The sequence below is a fragment of the Vibrio sp. MM46 genome (assembly GCF_027587135.1).
Classification (GTDB): domain Bacteria; phylum Pseudomonadota; class Gammaproteobacteria; order Enterobacterales; family Vibrionaceae; genus Vibrio; species Vibrio harveyi.
On record NZ_JAPPTO010000008.1, the window covers coordinates 91,390 to 109,130 of the forward strand.

20 protein-coding genes and 1 tRNA gene are annotated in these 17,741 nt (G+C 45.8%); 4 read left to right on the forward strand and 17 right to left on the reverse strand.

Translation table 11 applies throughout. The features are described 5' to 3' along the window. Positions 1-88: 88 nt before the first annotated feature. Positions 89-165: transfer RNA gene (locus OH459_RS11020), tRNA-Arg, on the forward strand. A gap of 112 nt (positions 166-277) precedes the next feature. Beyond that, positions 278-874 carry a hypothetical protein gene (locus OH459_RS11025; protein ID WP_047513060.1) on the forward strand — a complete coding sequence of 199 codons (597 nt, stop codon included), beginning with the start codon at positions 278-280 and terminating at the stop codon, positions 872-874. A gap of 55 nt (positions 875-929) precedes the next feature. On the opposite strand, the gene OH459_RS11030 is transcribed toward OH459_RS11025, so the two are convergent. The 17 genes from OH459_RS11030 to OH459_RS11110 are packed head-to-tail and all read right to left on the reverse strand — an operon-like array spanning position 930 to position 16,171. Continuing rightward, positions 930-2,153 (reverse strand): beta-ketoacyl-ACP synthase, encoded by a 1,224-nt coding sequence (locus OH459_RS11030; protein WP_005446466.1) that lies wholly within the window; start codon positions 2,151-2,153, stop codon positions 930-932. Beyond that, the gene (fabG, locus tag OH459_RS11035) at positions 2,150-2,875 is read right to left on the reverse strand and encodes a 3-oxoacyl-ACP reductase FabG (RefSeq protein ID WP_029788652.1); all 726 of its coding nucleotides are present in this window, start codon (positions 2,873-2,875) and stop codon (positions 2,150-2,152) included. Before fabG ends, OH459_RS11030 begins: the two co-directional genes overlap by 4 nt. Further along, positions 2,872-3,336 (reverse strand): hotdog family protein, encoded by a 465-nt coding sequence (locus OH459_RS11040; protein WP_017818965.1) that lies wholly within the window; start codon positions 3,334-3,336, stop codon positions 2,872-2,874. Before OH459_RS11040 ends, fabG begins: the two co-directional genes overlap by 4 nt. Continuing rightward, positions 3,329-4,516, reverse strand: coding sequence for a beta-ketoacyl-[acyl-carrier-protein] synthase family protein (locus OH459_RS11045; protein ID WP_269986756.1), 1,188 nt, complete (start codon positions 4,514-4,516; stop codon positions 3,329-3,331). The genes OH459_RS11040 and OH459_RS11045 overlap by 8 nt, the downstream gene beginning before the upstream one ends. 21 nt (positions 4,517-4,537) lie before the next feature. After that, the gene (locus OH459_RS11050) at positions 4,538-5,149 is read right to left on the reverse strand and encodes a DUF3261 domain-containing protein (RefSeq protein WP_005446475.1); all 612 of its coding nucleotides are present in this window, start codon (positions 5,147-5,149) and stop codon (positions 4,538-4,540) included. Further along, on the reverse strand, positions 5,146-7,488 hold the full coding sequence (locus tag OH459_RS11055) for an MMPL family transporter (RefSeq protein WP_269986757.1): 2,343 nt from the start codon (positions 7,486-7,488) through the stop codon (positions 5,146-5,148). Before OH459_RS11055 ends, OH459_RS11050 begins: the two co-directional genes overlap by 4 nt. Beyond that, entirely contained in the window at positions 7,460-8,089 is a 630-nt protein-coding gene (locus tag OH459_RS11060; RefSeq protein ID WP_269986758.1) for a LolA family protein, read from the reverse strand. Before OH459_RS11060 ends, OH459_RS11055 begins: the two co-directional genes overlap by 29 nt. Then, on the reverse strand, positions 8,089-8,535 hold the full coding sequence (locus tag OH459_RS11065) for an acyl-CoA thioesterase (RefSeq protein ID WP_005446478.1): 447 nt from the start codon (positions 8,533-8,535) through the stop codon (positions 8,089-8,091). The genes OH459_RS11060 and OH459_RS11065 overlap by 1 nt, the downstream gene beginning before the upstream one ends. Next, on the reverse strand, positions 8,535-10,088 hold the full coding sequence (locus OH459_RS11070; protein WP_017188379.1) for an HAL/PAL/TAL family ammonia-lyase: 1,554 nt from the start codon (positions 10,086-10,088) through the stop codon (positions 8,535-8,537). Before OH459_RS11070 ends, OH459_RS11065 begins: the two co-directional genes overlap by 1 nt. Continuing rightward, complete coding sequence (locus OH459_RS11075; protein WP_005446481.1) at positions 10,072-11,814, reverse strand: glycosyltransferase family 2 protein; 1,743 nt, start codon at positions 11,812-11,814, stop codon at positions 10,072-10,074. The genes OH459_RS11070 and OH459_RS11075 overlap by 17 nt, the downstream gene beginning before the upstream one ends. A 1-nt stretch (position 11,815) precedes the next feature. Beyond that, positions 11,816-12,175 carry an ApeI family dehydratase gene (locus OH459_RS11080; RefSeq protein ID WP_005446483.1) on the reverse strand — a complete coding sequence of 120 codons (360 nt, stop codon included), beginning with the start codon at positions 12,173-12,175 and terminating at the stop codon, positions 11,816-11,818. Positions 12,176-12,186: 11 nt separating this feature from the next. Next, positions 12,187-13,557 carry an AMP-binding protein gene (locus OH459_RS11085; protein ID WP_256902211.1) on the reverse strand — a complete coding sequence of 457 codons (1,371 nt, stop codon included), beginning with the start codon at positions 13,555-13,557 and terminating at the stop codon, positions 12,187-12,189. A 5-nt stretch (positions 13,558-13,562) separates the two neighbouring features. After that, entirely contained in the window at positions 13,563-14,123 is a 561-nt protein-coding gene (locus OH459_RS11090; RefSeq protein ID WP_009700647.1) for an intracellular septation A family protein, read from the reverse strand. Further along, the gene (locus tag OH459_RS11095) at positions 14,123-14,380 is read right to left on the reverse strand and encodes an acyl carrier protein (protein WP_005446488.1); all 258 of its coding nucleotides are present in this window, start codon (positions 14,378-14,380) and stop codon (positions 14,123-14,125) included. Before OH459_RS11095 ends, OH459_RS11090 begins: the two co-directional genes overlap by 1 nt. 15 nt (positions 14,381-14,395) lie before the next feature. Beyond that, positions 14,396-14,668: a phosphopantetheine-binding protein gene (locus OH459_RS11100; RefSeq protein WP_009696047.1), complete on the reverse strand. Its 273-nt coding sequence runs from the start codon at positions 14,666-14,668 to the stop codon at positions 14,396-14,398. Between the two features lie 16 nt (positions 14,669-14,684). Further along, positions 14,685-15,449: a lysophospholipid acyltransferase family protein gene (locus tag OH459_RS11105; RefSeq protein ID WP_061065698.1), complete on the reverse strand. Its 765-nt coding sequence runs from the start codon at positions 15,447-15,449 to the stop codon at positions 14,685-14,687. Next, complete coding sequence (locus OH459_RS11110; protein ID WP_050921858.1) at positions 15,446-16,171, reverse strand: beta-ketoacyl synthase chain length factor; 726 nt, start codon at positions 16,169-16,171, stop codon at positions 15,446-15,448. Before OH459_RS11110 ends, OH459_RS11105 begins: the two co-directional genes overlap by 4 nt. A gap of 75 nt (positions 16,172-16,246) precedes the next feature. Here OH459_RS11110 and OH459_RS11115 point away from each other — a divergent pair, with 75 nt between their 5' ends. Both OH459_RS11115 and OH459_RS11120 read left to right on the forward strand, forming a co-directional pair. Continuing rightward, positions 16,247-16,642 carry a hypothetical protein gene (locus OH459_RS11115; protein ID WP_269986762.1) on the forward strand — a complete coding sequence of 132 codons (396 nt, stop codon included), beginning with the start codon at positions 16,247-16,249 and terminating at the stop codon, positions 16,640-16,642. 30 nt (positions 16,643-16,672) lie between these two features. Continuing rightward, on the forward strand, positions 16,673-17,740 hold the full coding sequence (locus OH459_RS11120) for a methyltransferase (protein WP_005446497.1): 1,068 nt from the start codon (positions 16,673-16,675) through the stop codon (positions 17,738-17,740). The last annotated feature ends 1 nt before the right edge of the window (position 17,741 follow it).

Here is a 17,741-nt window from a genome sequence, read left to right on the forward strand (position 1 = left end):
GGTGCCCTTTTTTTAGGCATTCAGATCAGAATGTTATGAAAACTCGTTGATTTAAGCGCTTGAACTCGTATAATCCTGTCCCTGTAGCGCGCCCTTAGCTCAGCTGGATAGAGCACGTCCCTTCTAAGGATGTGGTCATAGGTTCGAATCCTATAGGGCGTGCCATTTATTCAAAAGCCCCGATAACTCTCTGAGTTGTCGGGGTTTTGTCGTTTTGGATTGTCCAAAATGACTCATTTCATAGAATTTGGTTCTCTTCTATTCCATTTAGTAAATCATGAAAAAAATAATTCTAACCGCAGTTGTGCTTTCTATTTTAAGTGGATGTGTCACGCGTAAAGTTCGTGTGCTTCCACAAGCTGTCAATATTTCTCCGATTACTGACGTAGCAATTAAAAATCTTAATTGTCAGATGGTGGACTCTTACACGATTGAAGATATCCATCCTAACAACGTTGACCGTATGTTGAAGAATCAAACGTACGCATCGGGAGGTAACCGTTATCACATTGCTACCGTGCTCGATACCAGTCGTGGTCGTCCTTCCAGTGTGGTTGCTGAGTTGTATCACTGTCCATCGGCACCGAGCGTAAGTGTGGCTAAAGCAACCAAGACCATGCTATTGCCTGGTGCCAATGAGGTGCAGCCAATCTCATTTGCAGAGGTGGAAAACAATGAGTGTAAAGTCATCGGTAACCAAGTTGTGTCTGAGCAACAAAAAGGTTCCTTATTTGAGGAACTTGCAAACCAAGTTTATATGGCGGGTGGTAACCGATATCACGTGGTGAAGGTGATAGAAACTGATGGACAAAATCCAACGTCAGTTTCAGCAGATGTTTATCGCTGTAAGCACCGATCTGTAGCTTACGAATAGAACAAAAAAGCGCTAGCTAATAAGAAGAAGCTAGCGCTTTTTGTTTAAAAGGGGTTTAGATCTTTTTAAAGATGAGTGAGGTGTTGATACCGCCAAACGCAAAGTTATTGCTCATTAGGTATTCAACATTGAGCTCGCGACCTTGTCCTGAGATGTAATCTAGGTCGCCACACTGTGGGTCTAGGTTCTCTAGGTTAAGGGTCGGGTTAAACCAACCTCCGTGCATCATCTCTAGGCTTAGCCACGCCTCGATAGCACCACAAGCGCCTAGGGTATGACCAAAGTAGCTCTTCAATGAGCTGATTGGCACTTTACCGAGTGCATTTGCCGTGGCGTTGCTTTCTGCAATGTCGCCGCGGTCAGTCGCCGTACCGTGCGCCGATACATAATCGATTTGATCTGCCGAAATGCCTGCGTTCTGTAGCGCCATCTCCATACAGATTTGCATGGTTTCCATTTGAGGTTGTGTTACGTGTGCAGCATCGCAGTTGCTTGCAAAACCAATGATCTCGGCATAGATTTTCGCGCCGCGAGCCACTGCGTGTTCGTACTCTTCTAAAACCAATGTACCTGCACCTTCGCCAATTACTAAGCCATCGCGCTCGGTATCGTAGGGTCTTGGGGTACTTTTCGGTGCGTCGTTTTTCAAACTGGTCGCGAAAAGGGTATCAAACACAGCCGATTCTGTTGGGCAAAGCTCTTCAGCGCCACCTGCAACCATCACGGTTTGGTAACCGTGCTTAATGGCTTCGTAGGCGTAACCAATCGCTTGGCTGCCAGAAGTACATGCGCTACTGGTTGGGATTACGCGACCTTTTAAGCCAAAGAACAGACCAACGTTAACTGCAGTCGTGTGTGGCATCATTTGTACGTAAGTTGTCGCGGTAATCGCTTTGGTGGTTTTATCATTTAGCATTACACCAAATGCGCCAATGGCATCGGTACTGCCTGTAGATGAGCCGTAAGCGATACCGGTTTGACCGTTAGTGAGAACATCATTGCCAATCAGACCAGCTTGGCTTAGCGCGTTTTCTGTTGCGACAGTCGCAAGCTTAGAGACACGACCCATACCGCGGACTTGTTTGCGTTTGTAATGCTTCGGTAGTTCGAAGTCAGTTACAGGTGCAGCAAGCTTGGTGTTCAAACCATCATATTGCTCATAAGAAGGCATGTATTGAGTGGCGTTCTGGCAGTCGCGCAGTTTAGGCTCTACTGCTGACCAATCGTTACCAAAGGCGGTAACACCGGACATACCTGTCACAACGACTCGACGACTCATACTAAGCCTCCATTTACTGAGATAACTTGGCGGGTAACATAACCTGCGATATCAGACATCAAGTAGCTTACCAGACCAGCCACTTCCTCTGGTTCACCCATGCGACGAAGAGGGATTTGCGGCATCGCGTGCTCTTTTACGTGCTCATCTACCATGCCAGTATCAATAAGACCTGGTGCCACACAGTTCACGGTGATCTTACGTTTTGCGAGTTCAAGCGCGAGAGATTTCGTTGCACCAATCACGCCAGCTTTTGCCGCGCTGTAGTTGGTTTGACCACGGTTGCCCATCAGACCAGACACCGACGCGAGAGTCACAATACGACCGCCTTTGCGTTTTTGTACCATTGGCATTACGCAAGGGTGCAGTACGTTGTAGAAACTATCTAGGTTGGTATGAATCACGCCATCCCATTCTTCTTCCGTCATCGCTGGGAAAGCAGTGTCGCGAGTGATGCCAGCATTGTTGACGACACCGTAGTAAGCACCATGCTCTGCGATGTCGGCTTCTAGTTTAGTACGGCATTCTTCGCGGTTGCTGATATCAAACTGGATCAGACGACCCGAGCCACCATGTTGTTCAATGGTCTCTAAAGTGTTTTGTGCGCCTTGTTGATCGCCCATGTAATGCACGACGACGTGGAAACCGTCTTTGGCAAGTTGAACGGCGATGGCTTTACCAATGCCTTTACTGGCACCAGTTACGAGGACTTGTCGGGTCATTGTTGACTCCTGATTTTCATTTCTTTTAATTTTTCTTCTGATGGAACGTATACGTTCAACTGACAGGTAGCGATGGTTTTTTCTTGCCACTCCATGCGAGCAGAAAACACCGCCATGCCATTGTCTTCCATCATTTTCTCGGCATATACGTCGAGCTGTTGACCTTTAGTAAAGGCATCGCACTCAGAGGTGTAACGTCGACTGCCTAATAAGAACCCAATAGGTGGCTCCTGTCCTTGAATAAGGGCATGGTAGCCAGACCAAGCGGCAACAGACTGTGCCATAAACTCTATGCCGACATACGCCGGAACCGTTTGAGTATCACGGTTGAAAAAAGGGTTATGCTCGCCAATATCAACCTGACAATGGATGGTGTCTTGTTGAATATCGATAGCACGATCAACCAAGATCATTGGTCTATCGTGCGGAAGCAGTTGTTCAATTGGGGGAAGTTTAGTCATGAGCGTAACCAAAAATAAGACTAACGTTATTACCGCCGAAAGCAAAAGAGTTGCTTAAAATCGCTTTTCCACCAAGTTTTGATGGTGCTTCAACGAGGGAGATTTCGATATCTTCCGCTTTGTTTGCGCAATGCTGGACGGGGAGATCGAGATCGTAATTCAAAATATGCCATGCGATTGCCGCTTCAGTTGCGCTGGCGGCACCTAGAGTATGACCGGTTAACGGTTTGGTTGAGCTCACTGATACAGCATCGCCAAAGCAGCGGAAAATGGCTTTGCTTTCCATCGAATCGTTCAATGGGGTCGCGGTTCCATGCGCATTGATGTAACCAATATCTTCAGCCGTTAAGCCAGCGTTTGAAAGGGCTTTGTTCATGGCCTCTTCTGCACCTAGTCCCTCTGGGTGTGGTGCAGAGATATGGTGTGCGTCAGAGCTGTCTCCTGCGCCTAACAACGCCACTTTGGCTGGCGTGTGGCTCAATAGCATGATGGACGCGGCTTCTCCGATATTAATACCCGAACGATCTGCATCGAATGGTAAGCAGTGTTTGTCTGACAGGGCTTCTAGACCACTAAAGCCATTTAAGGTCAGGCGACATATGGTGTCGACACCACCAACAATCACTGCATCGACTAGCCCCGATTTTAAAAGACGTTGAGCGGTGATAAATACGCGTCCACTGGAAGAGCAAGCTGTCGATACGGCGTAATGAGGACCTGTCAGTCCAAAATACGCGGCGACAAAGTCACTGCAATGACCAAGCTCTTGCTTACGGTAATGGTAATCGTTTGGGAACGCACCATCTGAGAGCTTTTCTGCAAAGGCAATTTCACCATCTGCAATGCCGGAGGTGCTGGTCCCGATCACCACGGCAATGCGGTCTGAGCCATATTGGCCAATGGCTTCGCGGACTTTGGGTTCGATCTGCAAAATGGCAGAGAGTGCGAGTCGGTTGTTTCTAGAATCAAACGAATGCAACGCCTGCGGAAGCGTTGGTAATGGTTCTAAGACGCGTCCAATAACGGTTTCTCGATCGTTATTCAGAATGGTTTTATCCATGACCATGTTCGATGGCTTAGAACCCGATAGACATTGATGAATGCTTGCATCATCGTTACCCATCGCGGAATGAAAGCCGCAGGCCTGAATATACAAAGGTTGAGGAGAGCGAGTAGACATAGTGTTGTATTAGGATCGTTCTTAATTTAATTGATACTGCAGTGTTTGAATAGAAATCGAAAACGGATGTTGAAGGTGATTAAAGCTAATCTTACCTTTCAGTTTGTCGTGATTCTCATAGCGGATGTCTATGATCTTTTCACCGTCGCTATTAAACACGGCTCTAGAATATTCATCATCAATCATTCGCCACCTTACCTTATTTAGCGGCGCTTCCCAAGCAGAACTCGGCCACAGCGTGATCATTAGGTTGAATAGTACTTGCTCCGGTTCTGGCAACGTGCCATCGAGACCGGTTAAAACTTCTGTATTTATCTGCTCACCATTGTAGTTGAGGGATAAAATTCGGGTACCCCAAGAGGAAAAGCCGGCTAGTGTTACATCGTTGCTGTTCACTTGTAATTGCACTGGCAGTTGTTCTTGTCTCTCTTTTCCTTCTGCGGTCCAAGTCGCAGTAATCAACTGGCTTGCTGTGAGGTGATAACCGAGATCGTTCGGGGCAGGGAGCGCGACAGAGACGCCTTGTTCTATTTCGACGCTAGGCGTTGATTGTTTGGGTACTAAGCTGCAAGCACTGAGCAAAGTTACAAAAATCATTGTGATGAAAATACGCACGGCCGTGGAAGTGCTCATTGTGATTTTTCCTTAGTCATAATAGCAATCGGCGAGAGTAGCCAAGCGATGAAAATGCCACTTAAAACGGTCACACCAAAGCTATGAATCGCATGGGTTTGACTGAGAGAGAGTAACCCAAAAGACAATACCGTTGTGATGGCAGAGAGCGTAATCGCGAGAAGAGTGCTCAAACTGCGTGCTTTCTCAGCAAAAAATAGGGTGTAGTCGATACCTATTCCCAAGATCAGGATCAAGCCTAACAAGTTAAATAAGTTGAGTGTCGAGCCAGCAGCAACCGCGGCAGCGAGACCTCCAATACAAGCAATTGCTGAAGGGAGTAAAATACGCCAACCGTGGTGAAAGCCGTAGCGTTTGACTAGAACGGCAAAAATAATCGCGGCAGCAGCAAATAACAGCTCCATGATTTTAATGCGGTACTCGCCAAATAATGTCGAGATCTCTTCGGCTTTGTTTAAGTAACTGATATCTGGTTGAGACTGCGCAAATGCTATTACAATTTCTGGGTCGTTCAACTTGTTTAACGTGATGACCGCTGCCGATTGGCCTTCGATTTCTCCCAAGTAGAGGAAGCGAATTGGTTCGGATACCGGATTGTTTAGATAGTCTGGCAAACTGACTGGCACAAGGGTGTTTGTCAGTTTTGGCTTGTGTGCCAGTTGTAAGCCTGATGCTAAAGCAGAAGCTTGCGTTTGGTACAGATTCGCTATCAGAGCAAAATCACTTTGTTGGCGTTCGGTTGAGCCCAGATACTTACTCAAACTTTGATAGCCTTCAATGATGTTGGTTTGTTGCCATTGCTGTAGCGTAGGGTCAAGTTGCTCTAGTCGTTGAAGTAGAGATTGATCCGTGTCGGCGGTGACCACAAGCATTTGTTGAGAAGCCTGCATTCCACTGACTTTTGTAATCAAAGCTTCTTGCTGCTTTAGCGTTTCTGGCATGGCTTGCAATTGGCGAATGTCATCGTCGTACTTCAACTGAGTGAGAAAATAGCCGCTGATGATAAGACAGATAAGCGGCAGCCCAACTTTCACACTAGGACGTTGCCACACAGATAACCATGCAGACAACAACCGATGACCCGGTACTTTCACCGCATTGCGAGAAGGTTTCACTGCGAGAATCGGGTACCAAGCCACTACGGTTGCGTAAGCGGCAATCAGTCCGATAGAGGAGAAGAGGGCAAGTTGCTGCAAGCCTGGGAAAGGCGCAATCAACATGCCTAAATAGCCAATCAAACTGGTGATAAGACCTAAAGTGATGGCAGCAAAAATATGTTTGAGACCTTTTCGACTGTCCCACTGGCTGCCTTCAGATAAACGTTCCGTCAGATAATGGAAGGCGTAGTCTATTGAAACGCCAATCAAGCTTGCACCGAAGACCAAACTGAATAGATGGACTTTGCCAAATACCCAAGTGGTGACGCTAAGAGCAATCAGCAAACCAACCGAAATGGATAACAGCGCTAAAGAGAGCGGCATTAAACTTCGGAACACAACCAAGAACAACACGACGATGCCCAATAAAGAGAACACGCCAATAGTGCTGATTTCTGATTTCGCACTCTGAGTGCCAAAGTCTGCGTAAAACAGCACGCCGGTATGCGCGGTTTTAGCACCAAACTGTGCGGCGATGGATTGCTCTAGCTGTTCGATTTTTGGGACGACACTTTGAGTCGAGAGAGCGTATGGAGAACCACTGAGTGTCGCAGTGATTAAGAGGTATTGTTGACCATCTTTTTCGACAGACAAGTAGCCATTATCGAGTCTAAACGCTGATGTTTGCTGCGTGACTTGGCTTAAGTAATCACGAAACAGTAAGAACGGATCGTTTTGTAGCTCTTGACCTGTTACGCCCGAAAACGGGTTGTAAAGGGATTGAACCACATATTGCACTTGAGCTTGTGGGTCTTGGCTTAGTCGCTCTCGTTGTGCTTGAGTCAGTTGCTGGAAACGATGATTGAAGTAGTAGCTTGCCCAAGCTTGTTGAGCGTCAGGTGATATTTTCCCGACGACGTTGGTAAACTGTTGGGTTTCTCTTAACCCTTTTTCAAATGCGCCAGCGGCTTTTAACAATTGTGTTTTGTCGGCAGCGGTCAGTACAAAGATGACTTGATCACTCATACTGGTGGAGACTGCTTCAAACGCTTGCTCTGCGATTGGATTTTGCTGATTTTCAGGCAGCAGTTTTAGGATGTTAGTTTCAATCGGCGAGTGTTCGCTCCCCCCCCATTGTTTTAATAGCAGAGCGCTTGCGATCACAACTAAGCTTAACCAAAGCCAAGCCAATGCGTATGAACCTAGACGGAATTTAGAAATCAAATTGAGCCTTTTCTGCATCCGTTAATTCCTTTGGCAAAGACGCTTGTTGAGTAAACTCAATCTCTGTTTTGTCTCCGCGCAGTTCTTCTAGCATTAATTGGTCAATATGAGTGTTACCAGAGAGCGTGATGGCTTTAAACACCGCGTTAAGTGGCGCTTGTTTTGGAGTGAGAACCAATTGCCATTGACCACTATCTTGAGCAGAAAAGTCCAGCGTAAACTGTTCTTTCAATGCTGCGGTATCACCATGGAAAACCGATAGAAATACATGGCTAAAATAGAATGCCATTGGGTTTTCTTGTGCGGTGATGGTTTTTGGCGCTTGGTTAGCAAAGGTCTGGCGTAACTTGTCTTGAGTTAAAACCAAGTTTACGGCAAATGGGATCTGCTGTTGCCAAAGTAAACCGTGCGATTTGCTGAGAGTAAAAATGCCTGTTGAAGTAAGCGGTTGATTAAACATCTCTAGGTGACGGCTTTGCTTAAAATCGCCGCGGATTACTTCGTTTTGTGACAGCTGCGCCTGCAATGAGTCGAGATCCACCACTTTTGCCCAGCTCGGAGTCGAGAATGATACGAGCAGAGCCATAGACACAAATAAAGAGAACAAGGATTTGTGCATTAAGATAGGCTCCCACATTTATGCCACTGCTCTACTTTATCTAGAAAAGCGGCAGGAGAAACAAAGCACATTTCTTGTTTTTCGATAGAAACTGCCACTTGTGTGGTATGAGCTTTACACATGCGCTGATCGGTTTTGGCATCATAAATCACGTAGTCTACGCGCAAGCGGTTTTCCCACTCAGTGAGCGTCGCGGTAATGCGAATCTCGTGGTTGAATGGGATTGCCTTTACATACTTCACGCGGGTGTCGATGATTGGCCACATGTAGCCCGACGCTTGCATATCACGGTAGCTGTACTCAATCTTCTCCATTAGCACTCGGCGTGCTTCTTCGAAGTAACGAAAGAAGTTACCGTGATAGATGACGCCCATCGGATCAGCATCCTGAAATGAGGTGACCATTGTCACCTCGGTTTCTAGCGGGTAAAGGACTTGTTCTTGCATTACGCCTCCGCGTACAACAACCAGTGACGTTGTTGGATTTTAGCGATGAAGTTACGTAGATCGTGCTCTAGTGGACGGTCTTCGACAACAAACTCGAACTCTTCCAATACCGCATCGCGAATCATCTTCAAGTTACTGCTCATGTGGTGTTCGTCTAGCTCATTATGGCGGCGACGAATCTCTACCGCTTGAACACTCGCCAGCAAAGATGCCGCTGCGACTTGTTCTGTCAGCTCAAGAACGCGCATACAGTCGCGAGCTGCAATCGTACCCATGCTCACTTTGTCTTGGTTGTGACACTCTGTTGAGCGTGAGAACACGCTTGCAGGCATGGTGTGTTTTAGCGCTTCTGCTGTCCAAGCTGAAATACCAATTTGCACCGCTTTAAAGCCATGGTTGATTGGCTTACGTTCGCCTTCCGCACCCGTCAGGTTGAATGGCAGACCATTGTTGAACTTGTAGTCCATTAACTGAGCCATCTGACGATCCAGTAGATCCGCTAGGTTCGCGATGTTTGTTTTCAGTGTGTCCATCGCCATTGCAATATGACCGCCGTAGAAGTGTCCACCATGCAGTACGCGTTCGTTGTCGCCATCGATGATTGGGTTGTCGTTTGCGCTGTTAAGCTCGTTCTCGATCAATTGACGCAACCAAGGAAGAGAATCTTGAACCATGCCGATCACGTGTGGAGCACAACGCAGAGAGTAACGATCCTGCAGGCGGTCACTGTTGCGTGGTGGGCGTTCCGCTTTAAGGTCGTTACGTAGCCATGCCGCAACTTGTTGTTGACCCGGATGAGGTTTCACTGCGAAGAGGGCTTCATCAAAGTGGAAATCATTGCCCTGCATACCTACCGATACCATCGCCGTGATCTTAGTGCACAACTGAGCAAGGTATTCTGCGCGTTTGTAAGCAATACACGCCAGAGCAGTCATCACGGATGTGCCATTCATCAGCGCCAAACCTTCTTTTGGTTTGAGCGTAATTGGAGTAATGCCAAGTTCAGTAAATACATCAAGAGTTGGGCGTACTTCACCTTTGTAAAGCACATCGCGCTCACCAATAAGCGCCGCAGCAAGGTAAGACAGTGGTGTTAAGTCGCCACTAGCGCCAACCGAGCCTTCCTGTGGGATGCGTGGTGCAATGTCGTGGTTGATCAGGTTGACGATTTGGTTCAATAGATCATGCGAAACACCAGAAACCCCCTGTGATAGAGAACATAGGCGAGTTGCCAGCACGGCTCTTGCTTGCTCATGAGACAAGATCTCGCCTAAACCACAACCATGAAAGCGAGTGAGGTGAAGGGGTAATTCATCGACCAATGCTGGTGGGATTGCAACAGTGCAAGAGTCGCCATACCCAGTGGTTACGCCGTAAATTACGCCTTCTTCTTTAAGTAATTTTTCTAGGAATGCCACACCGCGATCAATCTTCGATGTGAATTCCGGTGACGCATTCATGTTTGCTTTTGCACCATGTGCAATCGCGACGACATCTTCAATCGAAAGGCGTTCTGCACCAAAGGTGATGCTTTGATTATTGTTCATTGTCATGTTGCTGATTACTTAAAGTCCAGAAATTAAAAAAGTTGTACCATTGCAATGGAGCTTGCAGTGTGTGATGTTCTAATCGTTGCGCATATTGCTGCACCACGTTGTCCAGCGCTTCTTGGCGACTCTTACGTGGTAAGACGATTTGATCACTAAAATGTTCAAAATATACGTTAAAGTGCGGCGTTTCGGCGTTATCGTCTCGTAGACCAAACAGCAGATAAACTGGAGCTTTCAACACTGAAGCCAACATAAATGGTCCCTGTGGGAAGGGCGCTGGCTTGCCTAAAAAGTCCGCCCAAACGACGCGGCTTTCAACGCTGGTGGAAGTGCGATCGCCAACAATCACCACCCATTCACCTTGCTCTATTTTTTGTTGAAGCAAAATGGCGGTATCGGGTCCCATCGAACTCACTTGGATAAGGTTAAGCTCGGAGCTTGGGTTAACGGCCTTCATCACGGCATTAAATTGCTCGGCGTGCTCGGTGAACACCAATGCATTGATTTTCACGTGTGAATGTCGACGACCAAGCGCTCTACACAATTCGATGTTACCAAGGTGGGAACCAAGAATGACCACGCCTTGTTGTTTCTCAGCCATCTCTTCGAAGTGGTGCTGACCATGAATGGTAAGATTGTCCACACTGAAATCACCTTGCCAAGCTGCCAACTTATCAAGCATGGTTCGCCCAAATGACAGCAGGTGCTGATAGCTGTCCAAAGGTTGAGGTAGGGTGATGTTCTGTTGTTTCGCGTGTTGTTGCAATTGATCTAAGTAGATCTCAGAAGCTTGTCGAGCAGACTTACCTGTTAGGTGGTAGTAACGCATTACGAGCTTCAAAATGAGGTCAAAAACTTTGCGTCCAAATACTCGATACACGGCTAATAGGGTTTTGATCCCCAACACGGTGCCTTGTTCTTTTCGCTTTGACCAATGATCGTCGCGAGATGTTGCTTGCTTGGACTCGTTTGCACGCTTGTGCTTACGAGCCAGCAATGAAGGGATGCGAGGCAACATGCCAAAGAACAAACGTGTGTGCATCCAACTGATTTTTACGTTGTCCCAAAGTGCATCAAAATGAGAAATGCCACCTTCAGGGTAAATCACGCGTGTTGGTACGAAATCAATATCGGTGCCTTCCCAATACATACGAACTAAGATCTCAATGTCGAAGTCCATGCGCTTACCAATATCGTACTTGTTGAGTACGTCCACAGTCTGGGTAAGAGGGTAAGCTCGAAAGCCACACATGCTGTCTTTGATAGAAAGCGATAGCGTCTCAATCCACACCCAAACATGGGTCGCGTATCGTCCGTAGAGACGTGATTTTGGTACACTTTCGTCGTAAACCGGTTGTCCAGAAATTAGTCTGTTTGGGTTAGCCTGCGAAGCCTGCAATAACGTTGGCACAGCCTCAAGGTCGTGTTGCCCATCGGCATCTATCTGAATTGCATGAGAGAACCCTTGTAGCAGCGCTTGCTTAATACCAGCCATTACTGCGCCACCTTTACCTTGGTTTTCTGAAAGGCGAATCAAGGTGATTTTCTCTTCATTTGCTAAAGCATCTAGAGCACGTTTTGTCTCTTCATTACTGCCGTCATCAACGACTAAAACTGGCAGGGAAAAAACAGACAACGACTCAACTACAGCCGCAATCGTGCTGCCATGGTTGTAGCATGGAATAAGAAAACAAGGGTGGTATTGGTTCTCGTTGCTTGCGCTTGTCACGTTAATTCCCTAGCTTCATTTTGCCTGAAGAATGAACTACGGTTTGCTCGCCCGAGATCGACGTGTACTTAAATGCCAGTTTTTCACGCTCTGCATCCCAAGAAAGCGTAAGACTAACGCACATATCCGGTAGGATAGGTTCTTGGAATTTGATGACTTCCATGCCTTTGAACAGTGTTGGTGTGTTCAAGTATTCGACCGCATAAAACAGCGCCCAATCGATTTGTGTTACGCCTGGCAACAATGGGAAATGGGTAAAGTGACCTTGGAAATCCAAGATGTCGGCATCGACACGCATTTCAATCGTCGCGATGTGATTGTCGATATCAACCTGTTTGAGCGTTGGTTTTCTTTTGTCCATGATGAGTTCTTTTATTCTTGGAACAGTTTTTCTATTTCAGCGATCTGGCGCTTGCCTTGGCTATTGAGCGGAATCTCGTCTAAAACGCGGAATTTTCTTGGAATAGCAATCGGCTCTAACCAGCTACGCAAGGCTTTTCTTAGCGCTAACCAGAACTTACCTTTCCCGAGTTCTTGCAGTGTTTGATCGCCTTCGTTGGTCAAGACTATCACTGCAAATAGAGACAGCCGACCGGCATCTTCCATCGGGATGACGGCACTTTCTTTTACCCACGGCAATTGCTCTAAACGCTTCTCGACTTCGACCAACGAAACGCGCTTTTCTTCAACTTTGACGATTCTGTCGGTGCGACCGCGTAGTTCGAAGGAAATACTATCATGGAAATAGCATTCATCTGCAGTTTGATACCACGCGTTTTCATCAATGTGGGGGGAGCGAAGCTTTAAACAGTTTTCATGATTTAGAGCGGCTTCTACACCGGGGAATAGAGTCCAAGGTTGGGTAGCAGATAATTGCTGTCGATAAGCGATACCACCCGTTTCGGTACTGCCGAAGACCTCTAATGGGTAATCACCAAACAATTGCTGGCTGTGATTGGCAGCATCATTAGGTAAAGGACCTCCAGAAGAAAAAACGCAGCGTAACGCCGATGGTTGATGCTCTTCTGTCAGGCGTTTAAGTAATGCAGGGCTACTGATCAATGTTGTCTCAGTAGAGGCAAAATGCACAATCTGCTCTGGAAATTCTAAGTTATGAGCGGCAAAAGTGCGCCCAGAGCACAATGGCCAGAGAACGCGGAATAGCAATCCGTAGATATGTTGGTGAGATACTGTGCTCTCGATATGAGAACCTTCCAGTTTGTCTCCCCATAAGCCGTCAAGAATGGCGACTTCCACATCCAGTTGTTTGAGTGTTTTTCTGATCGCTTTTGGTTTGCCGCTTGAACCTGAGGTAAACAGCGTGACGTTGATATTCGCAAGTTGCAAGGCTTGCCATTCACAAATGAGAGAATCGAAACTTGTATTCACGTGCAAAGCTGAGAGCCCTGTCGGAATCATCACTTCAGTGTCGTGCAATACAAGATCGAAGTGCTCGTCGAGCTCTTTTAAAGCTTCAGGTTGGTAATTGCCGGGAAGGACGATGGATTTTCCAGCATGACAACAAGCAAAGAAACTGAGCGCAAAAAGGTAGCTGTTGCCAAAACAGAGCGCAATTCGTTGGGCATCAAGCGCTTCTAACGTTGCTCGCAAACTGGCGACGTTATGCTGAAAAGACTCCCACGTCATGGTTTGGTTTCTGTCATACGCAATCGTGGATTGTGCCTCTCTATTGGCTGTCATTAAGGTCGCAATAGAGGAGAAGTTTAACGAACTTGTGTTCATACGATTTAATGTTCCTTTCGTACAAATTGACGCACGATCCATTCACCAGCGAACAAGCTACCAGCGAGTAAATAACTGATTAAGCCGTTGTACAGCGTCCAGATTTCGATAGGTTGAAAACAGGTATACAGTGCTACCGATGCATTCAAGATAAAGAATCCACACCACACGATCGTAACTTTTCGTGTGTAGATCACGCCACTTTGAGGAAGTTCAGGCTCTTGAAGGCGAGCCAGTCTCTCGATGATGGTTTGCGGTTGCTTCAAGCTCAGTGAGAACACGCCAAGCATGCAAAGGTTGACGACAACAGGGTAGAACTTTAGCCACCCGTGCTGCTTAAAAACAACACCTAAGGTGACTAAGACAATACCCACAACGCCCGTGGTGATCGCAAGGAACTTAAACTCTTTGAGTGGTGTTTTGTTTGCAGCGAGTAACCGCAAAAGCAACGCTGCAACCAATAAGCCACCAACCAGATTTAAACCAAATCGGTCGATACCGAAGTAAACCGCGAAGGGGTAGGCAAATAATACAATTGCAGACAAAACCGTCAGCAATTGGCGCATTAACTTTCCTTGAGAAGTTCAGTTACTGCATTAACCACGTCATCGACAGTACGAACTGTGCTGAATTCCGCTGGTTTGATCTTTTTGCCAGTGACATTTTGTAGGTGTACAACAAGGTCTACGGCATCAATGCTGTCTAGGTCTAGATCGGTGTAAAGATGGGCTTCTGGCTGAATGTCTTCAGCTTCAATTTCGAATAGCTCCACAAGCGCATCTTTAACTTGTTCAAATACTTGATCTTTATTTACGTCTGTCATGAATATACCTAAAAACTATTCATTATCTTGAGAAGAGGTTTGAGAAGAAATGTACTTCGCAAGGTTAGCTACAGAAGCGAAGTGCTCACGAGTGTTCGAATCGTCTGCATCAATGACAATGTTGTATTGCTTTTTAATTGCTAATCCAAGTTCAAGAGCATCGATAGAATCCAAGCCAAGACCATCACCAAAAAGTGGTGCTTCTGTTTCAATATCGTCGACGGTTAAATCTTCTAGGTTTAGAGCGTCAATAATAAGTTGCTTGATATCGTTGTGTAATTGTTCCACTGGGACCTGCTTATAATTACGAATTTTCTGGAAATATAGTTTCAGCCAAATGCTGTTGTAAGCGACGAGCCGCTATCGTTGGGGACGTAGTTTGCTTTATAAAAGGCTCAATCTCAACTTTATCCTTAACTTCAACCTTGAAAAATGGTTTTGTCTTTGGAACTTGATACCATTTTTTCTCTTTTGTCAGGAAGCTTGGCGTGACCGTAATATGTACGACACGCAAATCTCGCTCGGTTCTAACCGCTATTTGCGCAGCGCCTCTTTGTAATTTCGATTTTACACCTGGAGTGGTTCTTGTGCCTTCAGGAAAAATAAGCAAAACGTTACCATCGTCAAATCTTTCTTCACACATTGCTAATAAATCATCAGGTGCTTCGTTGGGTATATAACCTGCAGCCTTAACAATGTGCTTCATAAATGGGTTTACCCAAATTGCGGACTTAACTAAACAGTCGCAGCGCTTTAATTGGGATGCGATCAAAACGTAATCAATTAAACTTGGGTGGTTCGCAACTATGAGACAGTTTTTATCTTGTTGAAGAATGTCGGCACCAATGATTTGGTAATCAATTGCGCCGCAAAGCTTCATCAAATTACAAAAAGTGTTGAAAGAATATTGAATCGCCCCTTGAACTTTATATTCTCTCTGTTTTATATCCGATGTAGTTAGGTGAATAAGTGGAATGACGATAAAGCTGAGTGCCAAGCCACCTAAACCAAAAACCGAGAAACAAAATCCTGTCGCGAATACTCGCCAATATTGATTCAATATTCTCATTGACGACGCCATTCCCATGATTGTTGAGGCGAATGAATCGTCCAATTGTTTGCTGATGATAAAAAGTGCTGAATAAAGCTAAGCCCTTGCGGAAAGGCATCTTCGTCTGTTTTCTCGGTTGTTGCTTGAACGCTAAAAGTATCGCCATGAGAAAGCACCAAACCTAAACCATATCCATGGTAAGCGTGCGTTTCAAACTCAGAATATGACTCTGGGAGTGGCTCATCAAAATCGACAATCAGAACTTTCTTGTCAGGGTTGTCATACAGGAATAGCCACGCTTCGATTAACGCGCTTTGGAAGGTATTTTCAGCAGCTGCGATAGAGGTGAGAGGGATCGGCTGTTTAGTTGCGATGGTCGCAAGCCCCGCTGCGGTATTATGCACAGACTGAGAGAATGCCATTGGCGAAGCTTCTTCACCCTTGAGGATGTCTTCTACCAACGCCACACTGCGATGAAGTTCACCATGACGGCTAGAGAAAACAAGGTAGTCAACATCGTGCTGCTTGAGCAACTCAATCGCCGTTTGAACCGCTAACTTACTCAGTTGGCTCATACGTCTGCGCATCATAGGTGGGATATCAGATACGTTCAGTTTGCCTTCTTCTGGCCACTGACCGGTAGAGGTCCATTGTTTCCACTCATCGACTTGACTAAGCCCTTGAGAGTTAGCTGACCAAGCGTCGATATTAAACGAAATTTTGATCTTGGAGTTTGGCATATTTGATTAAATTGCTTTATTTTACCGCTCGATACAATTTAAGCTTCAGCAGAAACCATAATAAAGGAAATTATCATGTCACGTTTAAAGCTGTTTATATCAGTGCTATTAACTTTGCTTCTTGTCGGTTGTGGCCGAGTGCAACCTGTATTGAATGTGGAGGATACTCCAGTTGCTTATGATCTTCAAAATAAACAAGTAAAATCGGCGATTGTTCAATCAGCAACTAATCGCGGTTGGACGATTGAAGAAACAAGCCCAGGTGTATTAATTGCAAAAATCAACGTTCGTAGTCACTTTGCGGAAGTAAAAATTCCATATAGCAACAAATATTATTCAATTATTTATCTCAACTCAGTAAATCTAAAAGCAAGTGATGGCAAAATCCATCGTAATTACAACCGTTGGGTGAACAACTTAAATGTTGATATTCAACGCGCGCTTGCACTTTTAGGCGCAGAGCCCCAGTAATAATTATATTAATTGAAGTTAGGTTTTTTCGTGTTAAATCAAAATATTGATCCTTTCAACGCTTTTGAAGCTAAAACAGAAGCTCAAAAATTATCTTTTGCCCCTATTGTTTTCCACACTGCGAGAACATTAAGAGAACTTGGTATCTTAGCCGCGCTCGACAGTGCAGGCTCAAAGGGTATGAACGCTGTAGAAATTGCAGAAAAAACGGGTGTGTCTGAATACGGCGTGAAAGTATTGTTGGATATGGCCATTAGTGCGCACATTGTTTTGTGGGAAAAACCTAACTATTCCTTGGCTAACCTAGGCTTTTACTTACTTTATGATGGCATGACGCAAGCAAACATGGATTTCACTGCCGATGTTTGTTACGCCGCTATGATGCACCTAACGGATGCGATCAAAGAAGGCAAGCCGTCAGGTCTTAAAGAACTTGGTGATTGGGAAACCATTTACCAAGGGTTATCAACATTGCCAGAACAAGCGAAACAAAGCTGGTTCAAGTTTGACCACTTTTACTCTGATCGCTCTTTCCCACTATTACTTAAAGAAGTATTTGCTAATAAACCAAGTCACATTGTGGACATTGGTGGCAATACTGGTAAATGGGCAATGCAGTGCTGTAACCACGATCAAGATGTGAACATTACGATTGTTGATCTTCCTCAGCAGCTAGAAGTTGCGATGGCAAATGCCAACGAAAATCAACTGAGTGAGCGCATCACTCCATTCCCAGCCAACATGCTGGATAAAGCTCAAGTGTTACCTGAGCACGCTGATATCTGGTGGATGAGTCAATTCCTTGATTGCTTCTCACCAATCGAAATTCTCAATATTCTTAAGAAAGTGAAAGCGCAGCTTCGAGAAGGCGATACGGTGTATATCTTAGAACTGTTCTGGGATGCACAAAAATACGCGGGTGCTTCTTATAGCTTGAACGCGACCTCGCTTTACTTTACCTGTTTAGCAAACGGCAACAGTCGTTTCTACCGCAGCGATGATTTCCTGGAAATTGTTGAAGCGGCAGGCTTAGTCGTGACAGAAAGAACCGACAACATTGGTCTCGGTCATACATTATTAAAACTACAAGCAAACTAGA